Origin of the sequence: Mycoplasmopsis glycophila, assembly GCF_900660605.1 — a bacterium.
Classification (GTDB): Bacteria; Bacillota_I; Bacilli_A; order Mycoplasmatales; family Metamycoplasmataceae; genus Mycoplasmopsis; species Mycoplasmopsis glycophila.
The window spans coordinates 379872-403610 of the sequence record NZ_LR215024.1 but is presented as its reverse complement, the minus strand read 5'-3'; the positions used below and the strand labels follow the sequence as shown (position 1 = coordinate 403610).

Genomic DNA, 23739 nt, shown 5'->3' with positions numbered 1-23739 from the left:
ATTTTATAAACTTTGTTTAAGTTAAAATAAATTTTATATTAAATTTAAAAATTATTATTTTGCTTTAAGAGCTTATCACTTTTTTTATGGTAAAAATTCCACATCAAAAGCAATAAAAAATTCTAGGAACCCCTAGAATTTTGTGTTTTACTTAACGTTTTAGAATTAGAACCTGACTTTGAAGTTCTAACGAAAACTCTGTAATTCTTCTTCGCAACATCGAATTATCACGGAGTAGTTTCGTTGTCATCATCATCGTCTTCGGGTTCTATTTCATATAAACGTGAGTAGCCTTTGTCATCATCGGCTTTAATGTCAAAAATAGAACTGATTTCAATAGTTGAAATGTGTTCGTTTTTACGTTCAGCGTATTCTCTGATTGGTTCAGATTTGACAACTGTTTCTGATTCTGTATTGTAGTTATAAGCAATAGATGCAGGTTGTACTTGTGGTTTTTCTTCAACTTCCGGTTGTTCCGCAAATACTTCTTCTACGACTGTATTTTCTCTTACTTGGTTACTACTGACAAAATCATTATCAGCTACAAGATCTTCTTCATTCATAAGAACCTCTTTAGTAATAACGTCATTGTCTAGTACTAAATCAGCTGGACCTTCAGTTTGGTAAACTGTAGCAACAGAATTAATATCTGCTCCACCAGCGATAATAGAAACTTTGAAGATTTCTGAATTGTCTTTGGTTTGAACCATTTCTTGTCCAATGATGCATTCGTATTCATCACTTTCTTGGTTCTCACCTAATAATTCATGTACTCTATTAACTGCTTTTCTGATTTCGTTAATTGATGAATTTTTGTCATATTGAATGTTAACTAAAATCTTGCTTGCAGTTTTGATATTGTTTTCGTATAGGTTTTGTTCAAACGCTTTATCAACAGCTTTCACGGCACGATCTTTACCTGTTGCTTGTCCTATACCTACCACAGTAAGTCCAGCATTAGATAAGATTTTTCTAACATCAGCATAGTCGATATTAATTGTTCCAATACGATAAAGTATATCGTGGATTGATAAGATAATATTTTTAAGTGATACGTTTGAAAGTTTAAATGTGTCTTCAATTGGTAAATCACCAAAGCTATCAGCTAATTTATCGTTTGAAAGAATAATGTATGAATCAACATATTTTTTAAGTTGTTCAATTCCTTCTTTAGCAACTTTTTTTCTCTTGTTACCTTCGTATAAGAATGGTGTAGTTACAATCCCAATTGTTAAAGCTCCGTTGTTTTTTGCAATTTCAGCAACAACAGGGGCTGCACCAGTTCCGGTTCCTCCACCAAACCCTGCGGCAATAACCACCACGTCAGCGCCTTTAAGGGCTTCTTGGATTTTTTCAGAACTTTCTTTTGCAGCTGTTGCTCCAACAGAAGGATCACTTCCGGCTCCAAGACCACGTCCTTCTTTACCTAAAGGAATTTTATGAGGACATTCGTTGGTTGCTAATGCTTGAGCGTCTGTATTAGCTATAATAAAATCAACATTGGTGAAACGATCCGAAAGCATCATCTTAACAGCGTTGTTACCTCCACCTCCTACACCTATAACTTTTAATGAGATATTGGCAGTATTTTTATTAACAAGTGCTTCTGTTTCTTTTTCTTTATTAACTATTTCATCGTTAAAGATTCAGTCCATTTTATTCTCCTTTTTGTAATGTTAAAAATTCCTTTAATTTATGTAAAAATGATTTTGGACTGGCTTTTCCAATTTCAATTTCACTAGTTTGTGTTTGGACTTGATCATTATCAACCATTAGTTTATCGCCATAATAAACTAATTGGTTGATAATTTTGTCATTGTATTCAGATTGAATAAATAAATCATTCTTACTTTCAATTGAACTAACATTGAATTGCGGTGATTTGATTTCAAAATAATCCATTAAACTATTTACCAATCAAGCCAGTTCACCAGTAAAGGCAATTTCAGTAATAATTTTAGCATTATGTTTCGAATTAAATTCATTAATTCTACGATTAATTTCATAATGTAAGAAAGATAGCAATTTATCCAATCCATTTTTGAGTTGCTTAAGATGTAAATCATCAGCTAAATCTTTTTCGCTTGTTTGGTGTATATAAGTTAAACGACTTAAAATTTCATCTTTACTTAATTTATTGAAAGAATTTAGAAAAGCTTTGATAAAACTCGAAGTACCCACTTCAAGTCTTTGGTAATCAACAACTTTACCAAGTCTTGTCACATTAAGAGTAATGTAATTTTTGTCAATATTAACAACTAAAATTGGTTTTTTAGTGTTTGTCAAATAACTTGCAAGCAACTGAGATTTAAATAAATAATTTACTTTTGCTTTTAAGTTTAATAACTCTATGAATTGATTGATATTCTTAAGGACTGGTTCATCCTTTGAGAATGTATATATAAAATAATGTTGCAAAATACTATCAAATTCTTTATTTGTAGGAATGTCACGATAAATTTTTATAACATTATCTTTTTTGATTGTGACCATATATGGATGGTGTAAAAATTCATAATTACGGTCAATTGTTTGAACTATTTTCTTTTGAAATTCAATTTCAAAGAAATTCGGTAAAAGTGATGTCCTGAAACTTTCTTCATGAAAATCAGCTTTTTTTAGATTTAAAACAATATTTTGTGTTTTCAAAGATTTGAAAATTGAATCTTCGAAAAGTACATTAATTTGTAAATCAAAATTTTCTTGTTCTTTTTTATTTACAAGTAAAAAATTTTGAATTTTATGAATGGCATTTTCTTGTTCTTTACCGGAATTGAGTTTTACAAGAAAATTTAATCCGCCATTATAATATTTATTAAGTTCATGTTTAATAAGTGTGATTTTGACTTTTTTAGAGTTGATTAAATGAAAATTTAAAAAATGTTTCATATCTTTTCCTTTCTAATCAACTTTTTGAATCACCCTTAATTTAGCACTTCGAGAGCGCTTATTTTCTTCTAGTTCCTGTTTAGAAGGTTTGATTTGTTTAGCGATATATCGCTTAATTTCCATTATTGGCATTTTACTTGGCATTAAATTGCTCGTTTTTTCTTTGAAAAAATTTTTAACAATTTTATCTTCGATTGAATGGAAAGTTATGATTGCAAGAACTCCTTTTGGCTTTAATAAAGCCAGAGCATCTTCCATCATTATTTCAAGTGAAGCGAGTTCATTATTAACCTCAATCCGTAAGGCTTGAAAAACAGCTTTAGCAGGGTTTTTTTTACTTAATAAAGCTGCGGGATAGACAGATTTGATAATCTCAACCAATTCCATAGTGTTTTGAATTGGACGATTTTCCACGATTGCTTTCGCAACTCTTTTATTAAGTTTTACATCAGCATATTTTCATAAAATATCTGACAATTCTTGTTCACTATATTCATTAACAACCTTATAAGCCGTTAATTCTTGACTGCGATCCATACGCATGTCTAAAAAAGCGTCTTTATTATAACTAAAACCGCGATCTGCTTGATCTACTTGAGGTGAAGAAATTCCTAAATCAGCAATAATTCCGTCAACTTGGTAAATTCCTAATTCACTTAATTTCGATTTTATATCCTTGAAATCACTTTTAATTAATTGATAATTAGAACCTATATTTCTGAGTCGAATGTCTGACTTTTCTAGTGCAAAATCATCCTTGTCAAAAGCATATAATTTACCATTTTTAAGATGTTTCAGAATTGCCGAAGAATGTCCTCCCATACCTAATGTTAAATCAACATAGATTCCATCAGGTTTAATATCGAGAGCATCAATAGTTTCATTTAATAATACGGAATAATGTAATTTTGATTGTTCCATTATTGTTTTGAAATCTCCTGTGCTATATTTGCAATATCATCTGGGCTAAACTGATTTTCGAATTCTTCAAAGCTTTCTTTAGATCAAAGTTCAATAATTGAACCTGCTCCTACAAAAACTACTTCTTTTGTAATGGATAGCTTTTCGATAATATTTTTCGGTAAACTCATTCTGTTTTGATTATCCAGCGCAACTTCGACAGCGTTACCCAAAATAGTCCGGGTAAGAATTCTGACCTTTCTATCGAAATAACTCTTATCTTCTAGCATGGATACGTATTTTTTGAAGTTTTCTTCCGATCTTAATTCTGCGTTTCCGTCAAAACCCATCGTAATATAAAACTTCGAACCTAATAAGTCCCTAAAATTTGAAGGAAGAACTACTCTTGACTTATCGTCAATATTACGAACTTGTTGTCCATACATTACCACTTCCTCCCACTATCCACCATTATTGTACATAATTAATAAGTTAATTAAATAAAAAAAATAAAAAAATAATTGTTTTCCACCATATGTGAAAAAACAATTACTTTTTTTCATTTTTACTGTTCTTGTTCGTTTTCTTCATTAAATCATTTTAAAGCAGCTTGAACATCCGAAACATTTCCTATTATTGTTAAACTATCATTAAATTTAAGTTGTCCTGAAGCTGTCGCCATATGAGGGGTTCCATCACGTTTAATTAAAACAATGTTGATTCCTCTTTCTGGTAATTTAAGATCACGAATTGGTTTATCAATTAGTTCGTGATTTTTTAAAGTTGTGGTTCCAATAACAAAATTAGATTCAAATTCAAAAAGATTTTCAGAATAATTAATAAAATCATTGTTTGCAGCTATCAAGGCAGCTCTAGTTCCTGCTTCATGTTCTGGCCGAATAATTACACTAACACCAATTTGTTTTAAAACTCTAGCATGTCTTTCGCTTTTTGCGCGAGCAATAATGTTTTTAACATTAAGTTCTAAAAGTGCAGCTACAATTTCGATGTTGTCAGATACAGCTACAACAACTGTTTCCATTTGATCAATTCTAATTCCTTTAAGTGCTCTCATATCAGCAGCATCTGCAATAACAACTCTTTGAACTTCATCAGAATAAACTTTTGCTTCTTCTTCGCTTTTGTCTACTATTAAAATATTTTTACCTAATTTAATAAGTTGATCAATTACAGCAGAACCAAATCTTCCTGTTCCTATAACTGCGATATCATTTTTATATTTAACTTTCATAAAAAACTCCTAACCAATTGCGATGTCACCATCAACATATTCGAATTTACGTGAATTATTTTTCTTTCTTTTTCAAACAAGTAGTGTCGAAGAAATACCAAATTGCCCAACAAACATAACAACAATTAAAGTGATTTTAGCAGTTGCATTGAGATATTGTGTAATCCCAGTTGATAGACCTGTTGTTCCGAAAGCACTAGCAACTTCAAAAAGCACCGAACCCATTCCGAATTTTTTAACATCTAAATTCCCGTTATTAAGCTCCTTAACTCATTCCAGGTTGTGAGATAAAAGAGTTGTCGCGCAAATTAGAGTAGCTAAAGAAAGAATTACAAGTGCTATACCAATAACATGCGACGACATTGAAACAGTATCTTTGTTGATTGCTCTTTTAAACATTCTGACTCTTGGTCATCCTGCTAAAATAGAAAAAATCGACATGACAAAGAGTGCAAAAGTTGTGGTTCGAATACCTCCACCCGTACTTGCAGGTGCTGCACCAATAACCATCATAATAGTATAAATAGTAATACTTGGTTTTGTTAAATCAGCTAAATCAAAAGTAGCAAAGCCAGCACTTCTAGTTGAAAGTGAAGTGAAGAAGATAGCGAAAATTTTGTTAAAACTATTTCCGTAATAATAATAATTTTTTAATTCCGGAAATTTTTTTAATGATTCACTTAATGTGTTTGTTTTTAATGCTTCTAAATAATTATTATAAGAAACTTTAATTGGTTCATTAGCTTGTGAAACATCAATTCGATTTCAAAAAGAATTTGGATCTTGGCTTAAAAGCTCAAATAAACTTGTTGAAATAAAACCAACTAAAAAAACAATTAAATACATAATGAGTGAAACTTTAGTAAATAAAGTAAAACGATACCTTCTTGATTTTCTTCTCATTTTATGTAAGATAAAGCATCTTAAATCATAAATTACAGGATATCCTATTCCGCCTATAATTAATAAAACTATAAAACAAAACTGTAAAAAGTAATCTTTATAGTAAGGACTTAAAGATTTTCCAGAAATAATGTCAAATCCTGCATTATTAATTGCAGAAATTGTATGGAAAATACCAAAACGAATAGCTAATCCTCAATTTCCTTTTGGATTAATATACTCATTATTTAAACTATTTAAAATCGAACTTGTCGTCTTAATGTCTGTAAAATAAAAGTAAAGACTTAAGATGATAGAAAAAATAAAGATTGTGATAAATAAAAACTTCACTGACGAAATAATTAAACGAGAAGTTTTTCTCTCTTCGGTACTTCCCCGCTCTGTTTGAATTAACATCATATCTCCAAGCGAAGATGATCTCCGTCTAAAAATATAAGTGATAACAAAGAATTTGAGAGCAAAAAAACCAATTCCACCAAATAAAATTAAAATTGTGATAATTCCTTGACCAAAAATATTTCAGTGACTAAAAGTATTTTTGACAACTAAACCAGTATCACTAAATGCACTAGCAGTTGTAAAAACAGCATCTAAATAACTAATTTTTTCGTTTTCAGGACTTAAATTTTGAGTTCAAGGTGAAAAAAGTAATAAACTCGAAATTAAAATTATGACAAAATAAACAAATAAGAGATATTTTAATTTTGAAATATTGCTTTTTCAATACCAAAATTTATCTAAGGCTATTTTAAATTTACTTTGTTTAAATTTTCTAGCAATTTTTTCAGAAAATTTCAAAACATCTCCTTTCTAAAGAGATTTAAAAACTAATAATAAAATTATAAACTTTTTTAGTTTCAATCTTATATTTTATTAAATCCAACTTTCCAATTGAATTTATGAATATGATAATTATTTTAAACAAAATATTCAAAGATAGAAAAATTTTAAAAATCTTTTCGAAATTAATTTTGACCGTTACATAATTTTTTATGTTAGTTGAATGTTAACTATCTCAAAAAGGAAAGGACAAATATGTTAAATAAATTTAAATTATTTCAAAATTTAAATATCACAACAAAATCACAAGTTAAACTAGGACAGCAAATATGGACACAACCATATTTGCTGTCCTAGTTTACTTCTTGCTTTTTTAAAATACTATAAGTTCCGAAAATACTTAAAAGATCTTTTATTCTTTGGTAAATTTGCTGTTTGACAACTTCATTTAAACTAATCGATTTTGTTTTCTTACAATCTTTAAAAATGTCAAAATAATCAATTAACGCAGAAAGAACATCTAATCCTTTATATCTTTCATAAAGTTCATATAGATTTTTTTGGTTGTTTTTTACTTTTTCGTTAATTATTTCTATAATTTTTTCTTTTTTTTGTTGCTAGCGGAATATCTTTAATAATTTTTTTAATGTTTTCAATTGGATTTTTTTGATATTTTAGATAATCATGCTTATATCCAATACCCAATCTTGTTTCGCATCCCTTTCTTTTTTCTTTCTATAACTGATTTGTATATATTTTTCAGAAGACTGTTTCGAAACACAAACAATTCAAGTTCTTTTTGAGTTTTCTTTTTTCATCATTGTTTAATGAAACCACATTTTTTCTAGTACGATACTAGTTTTTTACATATTTATAAATAAATATGTACATTAAAAAAAGTATAAAAAAATCCCGCAAGTGGGAAATGCGGGAAAAAACATAGAAGTTTTGTTTCTGTGTTTAATTAATTTGGTTTATTTTGATTTTTTGTTTTTAGCAATAAGGTAAACAAACGGAATAGTAAGCACACCTCAAAGAGCTAATAAAATGTATCATCATACACTTAATTTATCTTTAATCTTAAATCCTTTGATTGCTTCATAGTGATTTTATGCAGCATTGAAAATAACATTTGAAGCATCTTTTTGAGTTAAGTTAGCAAGTTTTTCAATTTCTTCATCAACTAATGCATTGTAATCTTTTATAACTAATTCAAAGTAATTAATTTCATCTAATTCTTTAGTGAATTCAGCGTATTTTTGTGGATCAACTAATTTTAATTTATTCATGTTTTGATCAAACATTTGCTTATCTTTTTTCATGATTGCATCAACAAGATTAATTTCTATTTTACCCACTTTTGCGATTTTATCTTGTTGTTCTTTAACTTTATCATAAGCTGCTTGAATCTTAGGATCTTTTAGTTGTGAATGACTTAATTGATTAATCAAATCTTCTAAATGAGATTTTTTAATTGGATATTCTGGAACTGAAATAGTTGAATTTCGATATTGTTCTAATGCATCTTTAAGTTGTTTAAGATTTTTAAGAGCTTGTCCAACTTTAACATAATCTTCATTATTAATTCCAGCTTCTTTGATTTTGTCTAAAATTTGATCAATTTCTGCGTCGCTTAATTTAGTGTTAGTTTCAGGATTTAATAATTTTTCAATTAACTTATCAACTTCAGAAACTTGGTTTTTGACGTCGTTAAATTGACTATCATCTTTAAACTCTGTATTTTTGATTTTGTCGATTAATTGTTCTTTATCTGAATCACTTAAGTGTTCTTGATTTTTAACAAAGTTAATTAAATCTTCTTTTTTCTTATTGTAATTAGCATCATATAGTACTTTTTTAGCTTCTTTAATTTGATCGATTGCATCTTGAATTTGATCTAAATTGTGTTTGTCAGAGTCTCTAATAATGTCTTTACCGTTTTGAATTGCATTGTCATAATTTTCTTGTTTTTCAGACTCACCATTTTGATAATCTACACTATTGTGAACTTCTTCTTCCTTATCAATTAAATCTTGAAGTTCTTTAATTTTTTCTGTACGTCTTTGATTTCCATTTAGAGCTTCGTAATCTTGTTTTAATTTAACTAATACTTCATCAATTTCGCTTGCTGCAAGATTATTTCCAGTATCTTTATTTAAGTTATAAAGAGCTTTTTCGTAAGATTCTTTGAAGTTATCTTTTAATTTTTGATCTGCCTCAATGTAATTATTATCTAAATAAGGATCTGAATCATTACCTTTTTGAACTATATTTTCTACATATTCGTGTAATTCACGCATTTTGCCGTTTACTACTTTAGCTTGTTTAACAATTTCTTCAATTGAATTTGACTCACCTTTAATTACTGGTGCATTTTGAATTTCATAAATGAAGTTAGATTTTTGAGCATTATTTAGATAAGTTAAATCATCTAATGAAAGAATTGCATTTGATTCCGATTGATCTCGATTAGCTTTTGCACTAGCACTTAATTGATCAATTGCTTCTTGAGTTTCTTGTTTTAATCTCTCAATTTCATTTAAAATATCATTTACGTTTTCGTGATTGTTGTAGTAATCTTCATCATTAGTTGTATCATCTAAAAATGCACTATTTTCATCAATTTGGTTACTTAAATTAATCTTTTTCTCATCATCAGCATTTTTATAGACGTCACTATTTTTGATTTCTTTTGCTTTTTCTTGTAGTTCTCTTAATTCTTTGGTTTTATCAGATAATTGATCTTTGAAACTTTGAATTTCCTTGATTTTTGCATCATCTTTAGCTTCGTCTAACAAATTAATTAATTGAACTTTTTCTGCAATAGTAAGATTATTATCTGTTGCAATTTTATCAATAATTTCATCTTTAGCACTAACCATACCATTTAATACAGCAGTATCTTTTTTAAGTTCACCCTTAAGAAGATTTATTTTATCAATTTCACTGTCAAAATCGATTGTATTATTGTTGTTATTGTCGTTTTGTTCATCTCTTTTTGCGGTTGCACCTTTTAATGATTGATCAAACGCATCTTTAAGATTTTGATCTGCTTTATTATATTTATTAGTTAGTTTAACAAGTTGAGATTTATCAATTTGAGCTCTTAACTCTTTCATTGCATCATCTAGATTTTTAGCTGGACCGCTAATAACTACTGATCCATTTTGTTGCTCACTTTTACTAATGATTTCATTAACGTCATGAATTGAATTTTTTGAATCAATTAAATTATTAATTGCTTCTTTTTGTTTTTCATTCAAGTTTTCAAGATTTGCAACTAAATATTTAGCTTGATCTTTTGCATTTTTAAGATTTTGTTCACCATTTAATGCTTGTTTAGCATCATCTAGAGCATTAAATTCCTTTGCTGCATTAGCAATTTCCGAATCTAAAGAACTTAAAGCATTTTTAGCATCATCAATTGCTTTTTTGAAAGCGTCTTGTTTATCTTCATCAGCTTGAGTATATTTGATATCATTACTATTTTTTAAAGTTTCTGATTTTTCAATTAACTCTTTAAGAGCTTTCATTTTGTCATCTAAGTTTTTTGCAGAACCTTCAAGAGTTGTAACTCCATTATCTTCTTTTGATTTGATTATTCTGTCGATTTCATCTTGTGAAGTTGCTTCTTCAATTTTTAATTCAAGCTCATTTTTTTGTTTTTCATTCAAGTTTTCAAGATTTGCAACTAAATATTTAGCTTGATCTTTTGCATTTTTAAGATTTTGTTCACCATTTAATGCTTGTTTAGCATCATCTAGAGCATTAAATTCCTTTGCTGCATTAGCAATTTCCGAATCTAAAGAACTTAAAGCATTTTTAGCATCAACAATTGCTTTTTTGAAAGCGTCTTGTTTATCTTCATCAGCTTGAGTATATTTGATATCATTACTATTTTTTAAAGTTTCTGATTTTTCAATTAACTCTTTAAGAGCTTTCATTTTGTCATCTAAGTTTTTTGCAGAACCTTCAAGAGTTGTAACTCCATTATCTTCTTTTGATTTGATTATTCTGTCGATTTCATCTTGTGAAGTTGCTTCTTCAATTTTTAATTCAAGCTCATTTTTTTGTTTTTCATTCAAGTTTTCAAGATTTGCAACTAAATATTTAGCTTGATCTTTTGCATTTTTAAGATTTTGTTCACCATTTAATGCTTGTTTAGCATCATCTAGAGCATTAAATTCCTTTGCTGCATTAGCAATTTCCGAATCTAAAGAACTTAAAGCATTTTTAGCATCAACAATTGCTTTTTTGAAAGCGTCTTGTTTATCTTCATCAGCTTGAGTATATTTGATATCATTACTATTTTTTAAAGTTTCTGATTTTTCAATTAACTCTTTAAGAGCTTTCATTTTGTCATCTAAGTTTTTTGCAGAACCTTCAAGAGTTGTAACTCCATTATCTTCTTTTGATTTGATTATTCTGTCGATTTCATCTTGTGAAGTTGCTTCTTCAATTTTTAATTCAAGCTCATTTTTTTGTTTTTCATTCAAGTTTTCAAGATTTGCAACTAAATATTTAGCTTGATCTTTTGCATTTTTAAGATTTTGTTCACCATTTAATGCTTGTTTAGCATCATCTAGAGCATTAAATTCCTTTGCTGCATTAGCAATTTCCGAATCTAAAGAACTTAAAGCATTTTTAGCATCATCAATTGCTTTTTTGAAAGCGTCTTGTTTATCTTCATCAGCTTGAGTATATTTGATATCATTACTATTTTTTAAAGTTTCTGATTTTTCAATTAACTCTTTAAGAGCTTTCATTTTGTCATCTAAGTTTTTTGCAGAACCTTCAAGAGTTGTAACTCCATTATCTTCTTTTGATTTGATTATTCTGTCGATTTCATCTTGTGAAGTTGCTTCTTCAATTTTTAATTCAAGCTCATTTTTTTGTTTTTCGTTAATATTTTCTAATTGATCTAATAACGAAATTGCTTCATCTTTTTTATCTTTTAAATTATTTTCAGGATTTGCAGTGTTTAAATCATTGTATGCATCTTTTAATTTTTCGTATAACTCATCAAGAGTTTCGATGTTTGTTGCTGCATCTTTTTCGTTTTTAGCTTTTCGCAATGCTTCTTCGAATGTATTTTTAGAAGCTTCTTCATATGTATCATATGTATCTTTGTCAGCTTTAGCGGCTTCTGATTTTTTAATCATTTTTTGAAGTTTTTTCATTACTGAATCAACTTTTTTAGCATTGGTTAAAGCATCCTTAAAGACTGAAAGTTTCTCATCTTTAGTAGAAGCATCATTTTTCATTGCACCATTCACTTGATCTATAAAATGAGTTTTTTGAGCAGGTGATAAATTACTTAATTTATTAATTTTTTCTAATGTATCAAAGTAATTTCAAAGAGTTTCAATCTTGTCGATTTCATTTTGAACTTCAGAAGTAGTAACCATCTTACCTTCTTTTGTACGAAAAACATGGAGTAAGACCGCATTAAAAGTATCCTTGTATGTTTGGTCGTAATTGTTAAATGAAGGATTATTTCTTCTAAAGTCACTTGATTTTTTAAATAAAAGATTTAACTCTTCCATTTTTGAATCAACATCTTTAATTCTTCCGTTATTTTGGTTATCAAGATCAATCAATTCTTTTAATTGTTCTTCATTTTGAGTTAATTTTACTAATCTTACAAATTCTTCACGTTGTGCTTTATTTAGATTAACAAAATTAGCTGAATCTTCAACGAATTTTTTAGATTTAAGTCTCTTAAGTTTAAAATCATTAATTACATATTTAGCATTAAAAATTAAACGGTTTGGATCTTTTGGATCGATTTGAGCATCTGAAATTTCAATATCTCAAATATCTTCGTCAAAATTGCTAATTTCAGTTTTTAATGTTCAAGTAGGGTATACAAATACATCGGAATTATTATTAGGTGATTTAGTAATTCAAAAATCTCTAGCAGTTTCCAAATCAATTGAACCAAAAGTACGTGAATATCAATTGTCGGCATTTCTTCTTTTTCTATCTACATCTAACTTGATTTCGCTATCAGGAACTTGAACTGCTGGTTGATCTGATCCTTTAGGTTTAACTAATGTAAATTCAACCGACTCAGGTAATTTATATTCAACGTTTTTTTCACGGTATTCTTTAATGTCGATTGAATAGTTTTGACGTGTAGGATTAACATCAGCAGCTTTTCAGTTAAAACTATAAAGATCAACATTTTTATCATATGTTGTTCAACCAGCCATTACATAAGCTAATCCACCAGTATTTTTCTTATCAAACATCGATTGATTTTTACGAGTTTTGAATGTAATTTTAAATCAGTTTTGATCGTTGAAATCTAATGTAGGTTTTGGACCGGTGTTGTAACCAAAACCAAGAATTGTACCTACGTTATCTCGGAATTTTTTACTCATTTGTCAATTATTGGGTCAGTTTTTACCTGACTTAACAGTTCCATCAACAATTGATTTAGGTGGATATCAAAATCTATTACCACCTTTTTTATTTATAAGATCTTCAAGTTCACTTCTTCAGTTGTCTATAAAGTAAGCTCTAATTGGTTGCGAATCCGCACTAGCACCGTGACGTCAATCAGTTAAAAGATCTTGATACTTATCATTAGGTTTTCAAGTAGGTTCTAATCTTCGAGCACCTTCTCAAGTAACAAGTGAAGATGTTCATCTGTTGTAGCTAGTTAAATAACCTAATCATTCTGAATTATATTTGTTTGGAATCGGAATATCTTTAACAATATTATTCATCTTAAACTCAAGATCCTTAATCTTATTTGTGATTCTTGGAGCTTTTAGTGTTTTATAAACTTCTTCAGATTGAGTGCTTTTATAAACTGTAATTTCTACACTGTCTTCCACAAACTCTAGCGCTTTAGATAATACAATACCAAAGCGTGGCGAACTGCTTCACATATCAAAATCATATCCCTCGATTTTTAAGAACGGTGCGGTTCGGTTAAATGTAACTTCTCACTCTTGCTCGCTTTCGTATCAAAGATCTTGATTTTCTAATTTATTATCTCTTTCACCTTTCATTTTGATGGTTGCAATAGAATAATCTTTATTACCATAAAGAGTTCTATCAAAACCTTGATTAAAGTAATAGTTGCTTTTGAAAGTACCATCTTTGAAGTTGTATTGATAGTGCTGTGGATTTGTAAAAGTCATTTTACTTTTATCGGCAAAAGCAATTGAAAGCGGTCTCTCACCAACAATAGAGACGTCGTTTAAATCAGTTTCATTAGTTGAAGTTGAAAGCACTAAAGTAGGGGATGCGATAGTGATAATTCCAAATGATCCTAAAACTATTTTCATTTTTTTCATTTTCTACCTCATATTATGAAAATTAATAACATGTTTATTTAGTTTAAAAATAATGCACATTATGCAAAAAAGCTTTCTAAAAAGAGAACTTTTAAACTTTAGGTTAATAATTTAATAATACCTATATAAATTTTAATCTTTTTTTTGCAGATTTTTGCAGAAGTGAGAGATTTTCACAAATTTTTGAGTGTGCGAAAATTTTGGTGGTCAGCTTTAAAAAAGCTGGCTTTTTTTGCTTTGAATATCGGCTAATAGAGATATTTTTTGAAAATGCTATAATTAAAAGAAAGGTTTTAGCATGAAAAATATTTTAAATTACGAACACAAAATCAAGTTATTAAAAAGAATGAAAAAAGTCATTTTTGATAATCTCAAGACAATAAGCAAGGCACTTTCTAAAGATTTAGCAAAACAACATTACGAAGTGATGTTAACCGAGATTATTCCAACAATCAAAGAGATTAATTTCTTTCTCAAAAAAATTAAGAAAGATTCATTTTATAGTTACCAAAAATTTTCATTAAATAAGAGGATCGGTTATATTTACAACCCCCGCGGGAACGTGCTTCTCATGAATGCTTGAAATTATCCTTTTCAACTTCTTTTTGTTCCGCTTGTTGGTTCAATTGCAGCAGGAAATATTACAACAATTAAGTTACATCCTTATTCAAAAGAATTAAATAAAGTTATCAAAAGTTTAATTAAAGCGATTGATCCTGATAGCTCTTTTATTAAAATTGATCATTTTGAATCAATTGGCGAAACTTTTGAACAAAATGAATATGATTTTGTTTTTTTCACCGGAAATAATAAAACCGCAGAATTCATCTTATCGAAAATTGATATTTCCAAAACAGAATATTGCTTTGAGCTAGGTGGTAAATCTCCTTTTATAGTTACTGAACATGCAAATATCAAAAATGCCTCAAAGATGTTTTGCTATGGTAAGCTTTTAAATAAAGGTCAAACCTGTATTGCGCCTGATTATATCTTTATTCATCAAAAAGTTTATGCTAGTTTCATAAAAGAAGTTGATAAAATTATTCGAAAATTCAAAGAAGAAGAATTTACAAATATTGTTTTAAGTGAAATAATCCCTGAACCTCGTAAAAACAAGATTACTGATTATCTAAAAAATAGAAATGCAAAAACCGATTCTCCCCTTATTCTTTTCCAAGAACAAAATTTAGATGATTATATTTATAGTGAAGAAATTTTTGCTCCAGTTTCTCCTCTTTTTGTTTTTAAAAACCAAACTCAATTTGATAAGTTATATGCTAAAAATCCATTTCCGCTAACAATGTACATTTTTTCAAAAAACAAAAAAGAAATTGAGTATTACACAAATTTTATAGCTGGTAATTATATGATTAATAACACTATTTCTATTTTTGAAGACAACAAACTTTCTTTTGGTGGACACAAATTAAGCGGCATCGGAAGATATCGCGGAATGGCTTCGATTGAACTTTTTTCATATAAAAGTTCATTAATTAAAAAGCCTAAACTAGATCTTCTTTTTAGTGTTAAAAATAGACCTTATACAAGCTTCAAAAAGAAAATTATTTCTTTATATTTGAAATTTCTCAAAATTGCAAAATAAAAGTCACAGGTATAAATGTGACTTTTTTCGTTTAATAAACAAGAACTTTGAGTTCTGGAATTTCGTTGATTTTAATTTTTTGTAATGCAAAAATCGGAAGTGTACGACTTTGATTGCTTCGTTGACCCGTTATATCGTTACCAGCAGTTGTGGTATTTCAAACCAGTTGTCCATCAACAGATAATTTCATTCTGAATAATCCTGAAAATTCTCCTACTATTGGGTTTCTACCACTTAAGTTCTCTCCTTTAAATGTTTCAGTTAGAGTGGCACGTAAAATTTCGCCTTTATTATTCGCAATTGTAATGCTTTCGTTTAAACTATTTTCTAACGAAAATGTCATAACCACTTGTTGTCCTGGTTGTAAAATTTGGTGTTTTACACCGATATTTTTATCAATTAAACTAAAATCAAAAAAGCTTCCACCTAAATTGTTAAATTTTGTTCTTGTATCATATTCTTTTTGAACAGTTGCTTTAATTTGAAATTCAAAATTTCCTTTTGAATCAAATGGTTTTGTAAAAATTGTTTGGTTAGGATCTATTGTAAAATATTCACTACTAAAATTAGATTCTAAAATTACTTTCATAAGGGTAACAAATACTGCATCTTTGTAACTGAATGGAGTGTTATCTGATATTTTATTATTTCAAGCACCTTGTTGTTGTTCGTTATTAATTCTTGTTTGCACTGCGGTTTTATTAAAGTCTATAATCTCTTTTCGAAATTGTATTTTATATCTTCTAGGGAATAATCAATAATCATCTAACGAGTTAGTAACAATAGAGTTAGCTGAAGGAGTTAAATCAGGCATTTCTCCTCTACGTATGAATATATTTGATGAATCAGGATAAGTTTCATCTTTGAAATCAGTAACTTGAGTTTTTAATCTTAACTTTAATGGTGCATCATCGTTTCCTGAAACAGAATCAAAAGGAATTGTTAAAGCGCTTGTTTCATAATTTATATTTGATGCTACTAAACTAGAAAAAGATCTAGGTATTCTTGTTAATTTATACTCAAATGCTGTTTGATTAGTTTTTAACAGTTTATATAGATATTTAAGTTCGTAGCTATTTTGAGGATTTGAAGCTTCTTTTAAAGTGACTTTGACTTCAAAACTATTTTGATTACCAATTAAATATGAACCACTTCCTTCTTTTGGATAAGAGAATTTTAAATATAATTTATATTTATCCCTTACATCAAGTGTTATTGAATCTGAATTAGTTTTAAACTCATTTATTTTATTTGGTAATTGCAATAAAGTATTGTAATTAGTATTAAAATCGTTAATTTTAACTTTAAAATCAGTTTGATTTTTAATTGATAAAAGAGAATTAATACTTCCTTCAAAATCTTTAAAGTAGTAATCATCGTCTTTAAAGGTTTCGTATTTAGTATTTACATCATTTATTTTTTGATCAATTATCGAATTTGCTTTTGCAATAGTTTCATCTATTTTTGCTTTAATTAAATTAAGATCATCTTCTGATTTTGATTCTAAATTATTAAAATCAATATTTTCCAAGCTGTTTTTAAGAGCTTCATTATTATCAAAATGTGATGCTAGATTATTTTTAACACTTAAAATCGTGCTTTCTCAATTTCTAATTTCTTGAATTTTAGCTTGCGAATTATTTGCTCCTGGATTTGGATCTCCACTATCACTTGTTGGTTGATTATCGTCGTTAGTAGCTGGTGAAACACTAGAATCTCCACTATTTGACGGATCATTTGTTTCCTTTTCTTTTGGAGCTTCAGGGTTTTTATCTGGTCTTGCGTCTTTCGAAACAACTTCTATAATGATTTCTCCATTTTGGTAAGGTATTGAAGTTTGAGATTCGTCTTTTAATTTGTAGTTTTCAGGAATTAAATTAGTTAAATTAATAGTTGACATTTCATAATTTATGTCTTCATTAATTTCCTTAATTAAATTATTTTCATCCATAAACTTAATTATTAATTTCTTTGTTAACGGATTAACTTGGACTGTGAGAGTTGAAGCGTAAGGTATATCAGTTATTGTACTTACAGCTTTATAATTTTGTGGAATTTGATCTTGTGGGATTGTTAATTTATTATCATAATAATCTATATTTAAGCTTATTTGAGAAATTTTTTGTCCTTGATGTTCAAATACAATGATTGCATTTTTTGTAAGTGGCACAACATTAATTTGAACTGTTCCATTTGTAAAAGGTATGTTTCTAGCTTGGTTTCTGTTTATTTGGTAACCTTCTTTTAAGACGAAATTATTTAAGTCAACATCAGATTGATTTGGTTTTTTGATTATTTCAAATTTGTTAATTAACTCATTTTGATAAACAAAATGAATTTGCATAATTTCATCTTGTGTTTCTCTAGAAATAGAATTAACTCTAATCTCGATTGTTTGAGCATAAAGAATGTCAATTAAAGAATCATTAGTTTGGTAACCTTCAGGTATTTGATTTTGATCGATTGTAAAAGTTGTATTTTCAAAAGGAATCGAAATTACAATTTCACCAACTTTAAGATCTCCGTTCTTGAAATTAACAACAATTTGCTTATTAATAGGGGCAACTTCTAAATTAAGTTGTGGTTGATATGTAAAACTTGTTATTTCGTTTTTGAGGCGATATCCATTTGGTAGAGTAATTAACGATAAATCAATTGAATCTTTCTTGAATGGAATTTCAATTTCAAAATTTCCAACAACATTAGCATCATAAACAAATGAAATTAATGATTTTTTAGTAAGTGGCACAATCTCTACAATAATTTTTTCAGCAGTATAATTAACAGAATTATTATTCTCGTCTAAAAGTTGATATCCACTTGGAATGTGGTTATCTAGTAAAATTCTTTCTATGCTATTTTCAACATCAAAAGTTTCTGTTTTAATGACTTGATTAGAATATCTAAATTCTAAATTGACAGTTTTGAATTTTTTATTTGGAATTTTTGAAATAGAAATATTCACTACTTCATGATAAGTAATTTGACTTAAATTATCATTGGTAAAATAACCTGTCGGAATTGCTTCTTGATCTAAAGAGAAAAACTCATCAGATGAAGGTATTGTTAAATTCACAGATGAAATTACTTCATTTTCAAAAACAAAATTTATTTGAACATTTTTGTCAGTAGGAGTTTTTTCTTTTGGATTTTTGTTTGAGTTTAAATTTTGTTCACCTTTCTTATCAACTGGATTAATAATACTATCATCAACTGCTTTATTATCAGTTTTTTCTTTTTCATTTTTAGCTTGATTTTTAGATTTTGCAAGCAAAATTGCAACTGTAGTACCAATTGCTGTTGTTGTTGTTAAAGTTGCTGCAATAATAAGAGCTGCTTTAAGAGATTTTTTCATAAACTGACTCCTTTTTTATTTCTGTATCATAATCTTATACTCTTATCAAAAATAATTGATAAAAAAGGTCTTTTTACCCTTCGAAAAGAAAACTTTTACATAAATTTACAGCTTATTTGTCTAGTAACAAAAAAAGATGCAACCTTGCATCTCTTTCAATAAATAATTTCTTTAAAATTAAACTAATTGATCAAAAATATCATCTCCTGTTTCTTCAACAGTAGCAGCACCAAAGTTTTTAGCAACAATATTACCTAAAGTTCCAAGTCCATTTAAAACTGGCAACACTTTTGGTGATTTGAATGATTTTGAAAAAATTGTGGCAGGAAGGTATTCTCTTGTGTGGTTAAATCCAGGATAAAGAGGGTCGTTACCGTGATCACTTGTCATGATAAGTAAATCATCTTCTCTCATTGCATTAATTAATTTTCCAAGTTTAAGATCTAAATCAGCAATGTTTTGTGCATATCCATGAACATTTCTTCTGTGTCCATAGTGTGAGTCAAATTGAACAAGGTTTGTAAAAATAAATTTATTATCACCTTCTTGCATAGCAAGATCAATAGTAATGTCCATACCGTTAGCATCACCTGCACTTGCAAAGTGTTTGCTAATTCCTTGACCTACAAAAATGTCATTGATTTTTCCGACAGAAATAACTTCAACTCCTTGTTTTTGTAATTCATTAAGAATCATTTCTCTTGGTTGGTTAGCATAATCATGACGGTTGAATGTACGAGTGTAATTTCCTTCTTCACCTACATAAGGTCTAGCGATAATTCTACCTACGTTTCATTCTGGTCTACTTGAACAAATTTCTCTTGCTGCTTTAGCATATTTGTATAAGTTATCAAGTCCTGTTCATTCTTCGTGTGCACAAATTTGTAAAACTGAATCCATTGATGTATAAACGATAATTGCTCCTCTTTCTTTTTCTTCATGAGCAAGCTCGTTTATAATATCTGTTCCAGAAGCTGATTTATTACCTACAATTGGTCTACCGTCAAATGCTTTTGAAAGCTCATCAATAAGTTCTTGAGGGAAACCGTGTTCTGTAAACGTAGGGAAAGGAACTAAAGTTTTAATTCCCATCATTTCTCAGTGTCCAGCTAAAGTGTCTTTAGCATTTGACACTTCTTGAACTTTCGCTACATATGCAAGTGGATTTTTAACATGATAATTCCCATTTAAGTTTGTAATATTCCCAATTCCTAATTTTTTTCAAGTATCAATTTTAAATTCTTCTGCCATTGATGCTGATCTAATTGTATTTGCTCCAGCATCTCCGAATGCTTTTTGATCACGGTCAGGCCCAATACCTAGACCATCAGTCACGATCATAAATACACGTTTAAATTTAGCCATTTAATTCTCCGTTCTGGATATTATTAAAATAGAATAATATCTATAATATTTTAGATTTTTATTTAATTTTGTAAAGCAAAACCAGGTAAAGAATTGCAAAAATTAAAAAAATTTTCATATAATAAAGAGTAAAAGTTATTTTTTGCTGACCTTTTAGGTAAAATTATTACTATAAATATTTTTAAATTCGACAAAGGAGATTTTATATGAAAAAAATATTGTTTTTAGATGGTAATTTAATAAGCAATGAAAAGTCTTATTCATGACATATTATGAATAAATTTCATGAAATAGCAAAAAATAGTAACAAATATGAAATTTCTAGATTTGATTTAAATAAAACCAAACATGGTGAGATTTTCTTAACAAAAGATACTTTTCCATACTATTATGATAAAGTAGAATCTGATTTTTGAATTAACAAGTTAAAAGAAACAGATATACTTGTTATTTCTTGTTCAATGATTAATTTTGCTGCTGCGCCTGTAGTGAAGAACTTTGTTGACTCTATAGCTGTTGCAAACAAAACTTTTTCATACAAATATTCAGCAAAAGGTGACGCAATTGGACTTTTAACAAATATTAATGTGATCATTTTAGGAACTCAAGGAGCTCCAAAAGGTTGATATCCATTTAGTAGCCATATTGAATGGCTTAAAGGGACATTTAAATTCCTTGGAGCTAAATCGGTTGAAGCAATTGAAATTTTAGGTACAAAAGTTCCGCCAATTAGTCAAATAGATCCAGATTCTGTTTCTGATGCAATATTAGAAAAATTCTCTGAACTAATTAACAAATAAAAATAAATTAAGCAATAAATAAGGACACAAAGTATGAAAAACCATATTTTGTGTCCATTTTTTATCTTCAAAAGTTATTTATTTTGATCGTTATCAATTAGTCCAATTAGTTTTTGACGAATTTGACTGATTAATTCAATATCACGAGCATAGTTTTCGATTAGTCATTTAGTGTCAATCAAAATTAGATGAACTTCTTGATGTTTTGACTGATTGTTTCTCTCCTTTGTGAAAAAAGATTTACCTGCATAAAACATTTTTTCACTAGTTTCGAATTTATTATTTAAAGAATCAAAAGGCGACAAGAAAGCATTATAAGTAGAGAAAGTTATATCGTGTTTCTCTTTCTTTAGTTCATTTGAAATATAATCTCCATAAGCGATTTGTTTAATAATGTCACTTGCTTGTGGTAAAACATTCTCGCCTCTTTCAGGGTAAATTCCATATTTATAGTATTTAGCATCCAAAATATAGTAATTAGTTTTATTTGAATTTAAGTCTACTGAACGCATAATTGAATCTGGCAATAAATTTAATATAATTTAAAAAGCATATCATAGGAGGATTAAAATGCAGAAAGATTTAAATACTTCAATATTTAATGACAACGAAGAAAAATCATTAAAAGAACAATATTTAGAAAAGATAGACAATCTATCTACAAGCACATTTAACAAAGATCAAAAAGAACTTTGTAAAACAATTATCGAAAGCGCAAAAGAAGAAGATGTTCAAAACATTTACCAATTATTAATTCAAAGAATTAAGCTTGGGTTTACTTTTGATGTAGCTCCAACACCAATAACTACAAACAAATTTATTACTTTACTTAAAGAAAACAAAGAACTTTCTTTTGGAGTAGAAAAACTTGAGCTTAATAACTCAAAAGAAAAAGATATTCTAATCATCGGTGAAAACTTCGATGTTTTAAACAATTTAATATTAATAGAGAGAGAGAGAGAGAGCAGGTCTTGACTTTAATTATGATGTAATCTATCTTGATCCTCCTTATAATACTGAAGCAACACAAAAAGATGGCAATAATTTAGCCAATGACAAAGAAAATGTGTTGGCTTCCAAATTTATTTATCGTGACAAATTTTCTCGTAACGGTTGACTTAACATGATTAGCGAAAGACTTATGAAAGCTAGAACCATTCTCAAAGAGGATGGTGTAATTTTTGTATCAATTGATGATGCAGAACAAGCATACTTAAAAGTTCTTATGGATGAAATTTTCGGAGAGGAGAATTTTGTAGCTAATTTATCTTGAATTAAGAAAAAAGGTCCTGGCGGAAATGCTTCAAACAAAAAGAAAATTGTTAAAAATTGTGAATATATACTAGTTTATACCAAGAATATAGAAAAAATTATGTTTAATTACAAAATTCATGATGAAGAAAAATTAAAAAAACTTGGTTATGTACATAAAGATGAATATTTTAACCAAAGAGGATATTACAAATTAACAGATCTACACCGTCCTTCTTCAACCGGAAGTTTTCAATACACGGAAAGTCTTGATTATTTAATTAAAGCTCCAGATGGGACTGATTTTCAATTGTATGCAAACATTATAAAACCTAAATCAGCTAGATATACTTGAGGTAAAGATACATTTGACAAAGGTAATGAATTAGGTTTTATTTTCATTGATAAAAATAGTCAAGGATATTGACAAGCTTATCGAAAACAATATCAATTTGTAAAATTTGACCCTAAAAGCAAGAAAATAATTAATGAGTCCGCCGGACAAGAGTATGAAAGTTACATTACAGAAATAGAATTAATTAAAGAAAATAATTATGTAAAAGAAGATATCTACAGTCAACATGGCGGAGCTGAAATAATAGATATTTTAAATGACAAAAATTCATTCGATTTCCCTAAACCTGTAGAACTTATCAAATATTTATTGAAAATGAGAACAAACAAAAAATGCTCGTGTTCTTGATTTTTTTGCAGGTTCTGGAACAACTGCTCATGCTGTTTGAGATTTAAATAGAGAAGATGGCGGGAATAGAAGCGTGACACTAGTAACTAATAATGAAAATGGTATTGGCAAAAATGTTACTTATGAAAGATTACATAGAATTTCATTAGGAAAAAGTACCGATGGAAATGCAAATTTCAAATGATTAGATAAAAACGAACCTTATCAAGTGCCTTTAAAAGTTTATGAAACTAAACAATTCTCAATTGATATAAATAATAGCTTAGAAGAAAAAACTGAATTATTTATTAAAGAAGTCCAAGAGTTAGCTAATGTTAATTTAGATGAAAAAGATGATCATGAAAGAATTCTTTATTATTTAAAACAACTTTATTCATTAAAAAATGATGAGGATCAAAATGAAACTAACTAATGTTCAAGAAAGAGCTGTAAGCGAAATCGCTAATTCTTTTGATCTTTCACCCAAAAACAAAGTAATCTTTAAAGCCCCAACTGGTGCTGGTAAAACTTTTATGATTTCTAATGTAATTGACAGAATAATTAGTCAAAGCAATGGTAAAAAGTTAATTTTGTACTAGCAACTATTTCTGATGCCGCGCTTCCGCAACAATTAGAAACACATATAAAA

General features: G+C 28.3%; 16 protein-coding genes. 6 read left to right on the top strand and 10 right to left on the bottom strand.

Features of this window, described 5'->3' with window-relative positions:
* Positions 1-224 precede the first annotated feature (224 nt).
* The 7 genes from ftsZ to EXC46_RS01535 form a co-directional block, all read right to left on the bottom strand.
* Positions 225-1655: a cell division protein FtsZ gene (gene ftsZ / locus EXC46_RS01565; RefSeq protein WP_129622119.1), complete on the bottom strand. Its 1431-nt coding sequence runs from the start codon at positions 1653-1655 to the stop codon at positions 225-227.
* 1 nt (position 1656) lies between these two features.
* Positions 1657-2889, bottom strand: a complete 1233-nt coding sequence (locus EXC46_RS01560; protein ID WP_027333799.1) for an MAG3720 family protein — start codon at positions 2887-2889, stop codon at positions 1657-1659.
* Between the two features lie 12 nt (positions 2890-2901).
* Complete coding sequence (gene rsmH, locus EXC46_RS01555) at positions 2902-3810, bottom strand: 16S rRNA (cytosine(1402)-N(4))-methyltransferase RsmH (RefSeq protein ID WP_044888936.1); 909 nt, start codon at positions 3808-3810, stop codon at positions 2902-2904.
* Positions 3810-4235, bottom strand: a complete 426-nt coding sequence (locus tag EXC46_RS01550) for a division/cell wall cluster transcriptional repressor MraZ (protein ID WP_027333797.1) — start codon at positions 4233-4235, stop codon at positions 3810-3812. The genes rsmH and EXC46_RS01550 overlap by 1 nt, the downstream gene beginning before the upstream one ends.
* A 119-nt stretch (positions 4236-4354) precedes the next feature.
* Positions 4355-5041, bottom strand: a complete 687-nt coding sequence (locus EXC46_RS01545; protein ID WP_027333796.1) for a potassium channel family protein — start codon at positions 5039-5041, stop codon at positions 4355-4357.
* A gap of 9 nt (positions 5042-5050) precedes the next feature.
* Positions 5051-6742, bottom strand: a complete 1692-nt coding sequence (locus EXC46_RS01540; RefSeq protein ID WP_044888935.1) for a TrkH family potassium uptake protein — start codon at positions 6740-6742, stop codon at positions 5051-5053.
* Positions 6743-7833: 1091 nt separating this feature from the next.
* Positions 7834-14034 (bottom strand): coiled-coil domain-containing protein, encoded by a 6201-nt coding sequence (locus EXC46_RS01535; protein ID WP_129622118.1) that lies wholly within the window; start codon positions 14032-14034, stop codon positions 7834-7836.
* Between the two features lie 298 nt (positions 14035-14332).
* On the opposite strand from EXC46_RS01535, the gene EXC46_RS01530 reads away from it, so the two are divergent.
* Positions 14333-15637, top strand: coding sequence for an aldehyde dehydrogenase family protein (locus EXC46_RS01530; RefSeq protein WP_027333775.1), 1305 nt, complete (start codon positions 14333-14335; stop codon positions 15635-15637).
* A 31-nt stretch (positions 15638-15668) separates the two neighbouring features.
* Here EXC46_RS01530 and EXC46_RS01525 read toward each other — a convergent pair whose 3' ends face one another.
* Both EXC46_RS01525 and EXC46_RS01520 read right to left on the bottom strand, forming a co-directional pair.
* Positions 15669-18992, bottom strand: coding sequence for a hypothetical protein (locus EXC46_RS01525; RefSeq protein WP_027333776.1), 3324 nt, complete (start codon positions 18990-18992; stop codon positions 15669-15671).
* A gap of 177 nt (positions 18993-19169) precedes the next feature.
* A complete protein-coding gene (locus EXC46_RS01520; RefSeq protein ID WP_027333777.1) occupies positions 19170-20357 on the bottom strand; it encodes a phosphopentomutase in 1188 nt (395 codons plus the stop codon).
* Positions 20358-20563: 206 nt separating this feature from the next.
* On the opposite strand from EXC46_RS01520, the gene EXC46_RS01515 reads away from it, so the two are divergent.
* Entirely contained in the window at positions 20564-21157 is a 594-nt protein-coding gene (locus EXC46_RS01515) for an FMN-dependent NADH-azoreductase (RefSeq protein WP_027333778.1), read from the top strand.
* 74 nt (positions 21158-21231) lie between these two features.
* On the opposite strand, the gene EXC46_RS01510 is transcribed toward EXC46_RS01515, so the two are convergent.
* A complete protein-coding gene (locus EXC46_RS01510) occupies positions 21232-21684 on the bottom strand; it encodes an LlaJI family restriction endonuclease (protein ID WP_027333779.1) in 453 nt (150 codons plus the stop codon).
* A gap of 43 nt (positions 21685-21727) precedes the next feature.
* Between EXC46_RS01510 and EXC46_RS01505 the strand changes: the two genes are divergently transcribed.
* From EXC46_RS01505 to EXC46_RS01490, 4 genes are read left to right on the top strand one after another with little or no spacing between them, the layout of a single operon-like run.
* Positions 21728-22138 carry a hypothetical protein gene (locus EXC46_RS01505; RefSeq protein ID WP_044888929.1) on the top strand — a complete coding sequence of 137 codons (411 nt, stop codon included), beginning with the start codon at positions 21728-21730 and terminating at the stop codon, positions 22136-22138.
* Between the two features lie 10 nt (positions 22139-22148).
* On the top strand, positions 22149-23162 hold the full coding sequence (locus tag EXC46_RS01495; protein WP_223211557.1) for a DNA methyltransferase: 1014 nt from the start codon (positions 22149-22151) through the stop codon (positions 23160-23162).
* Positions 23163-23184: 22 nt separating this feature from the next.
* Positions 23185-23523, top strand: coding sequence for a hypothetical protein (locus EXC46_RS03785; RefSeq protein WP_223211552.1), 339 nt, complete (start codon positions 23185-23187; stop codon positions 23521-23523).
* Complete coding sequence (locus EXC46_RS01490) at positions 23510-23689, top strand: DEAD/DEAH box helicase family protein (RefSeq protein ID WP_027333781.1); 180 nt, start codon at positions 23510-23512, stop codon at positions 23687-23689. The genes EXC46_RS03785 and EXC46_RS01490 overlap by 14 nt, the downstream gene beginning before the upstream one ends.
* Positions 23690-23739: the final 50 nt, after the last annotated feature.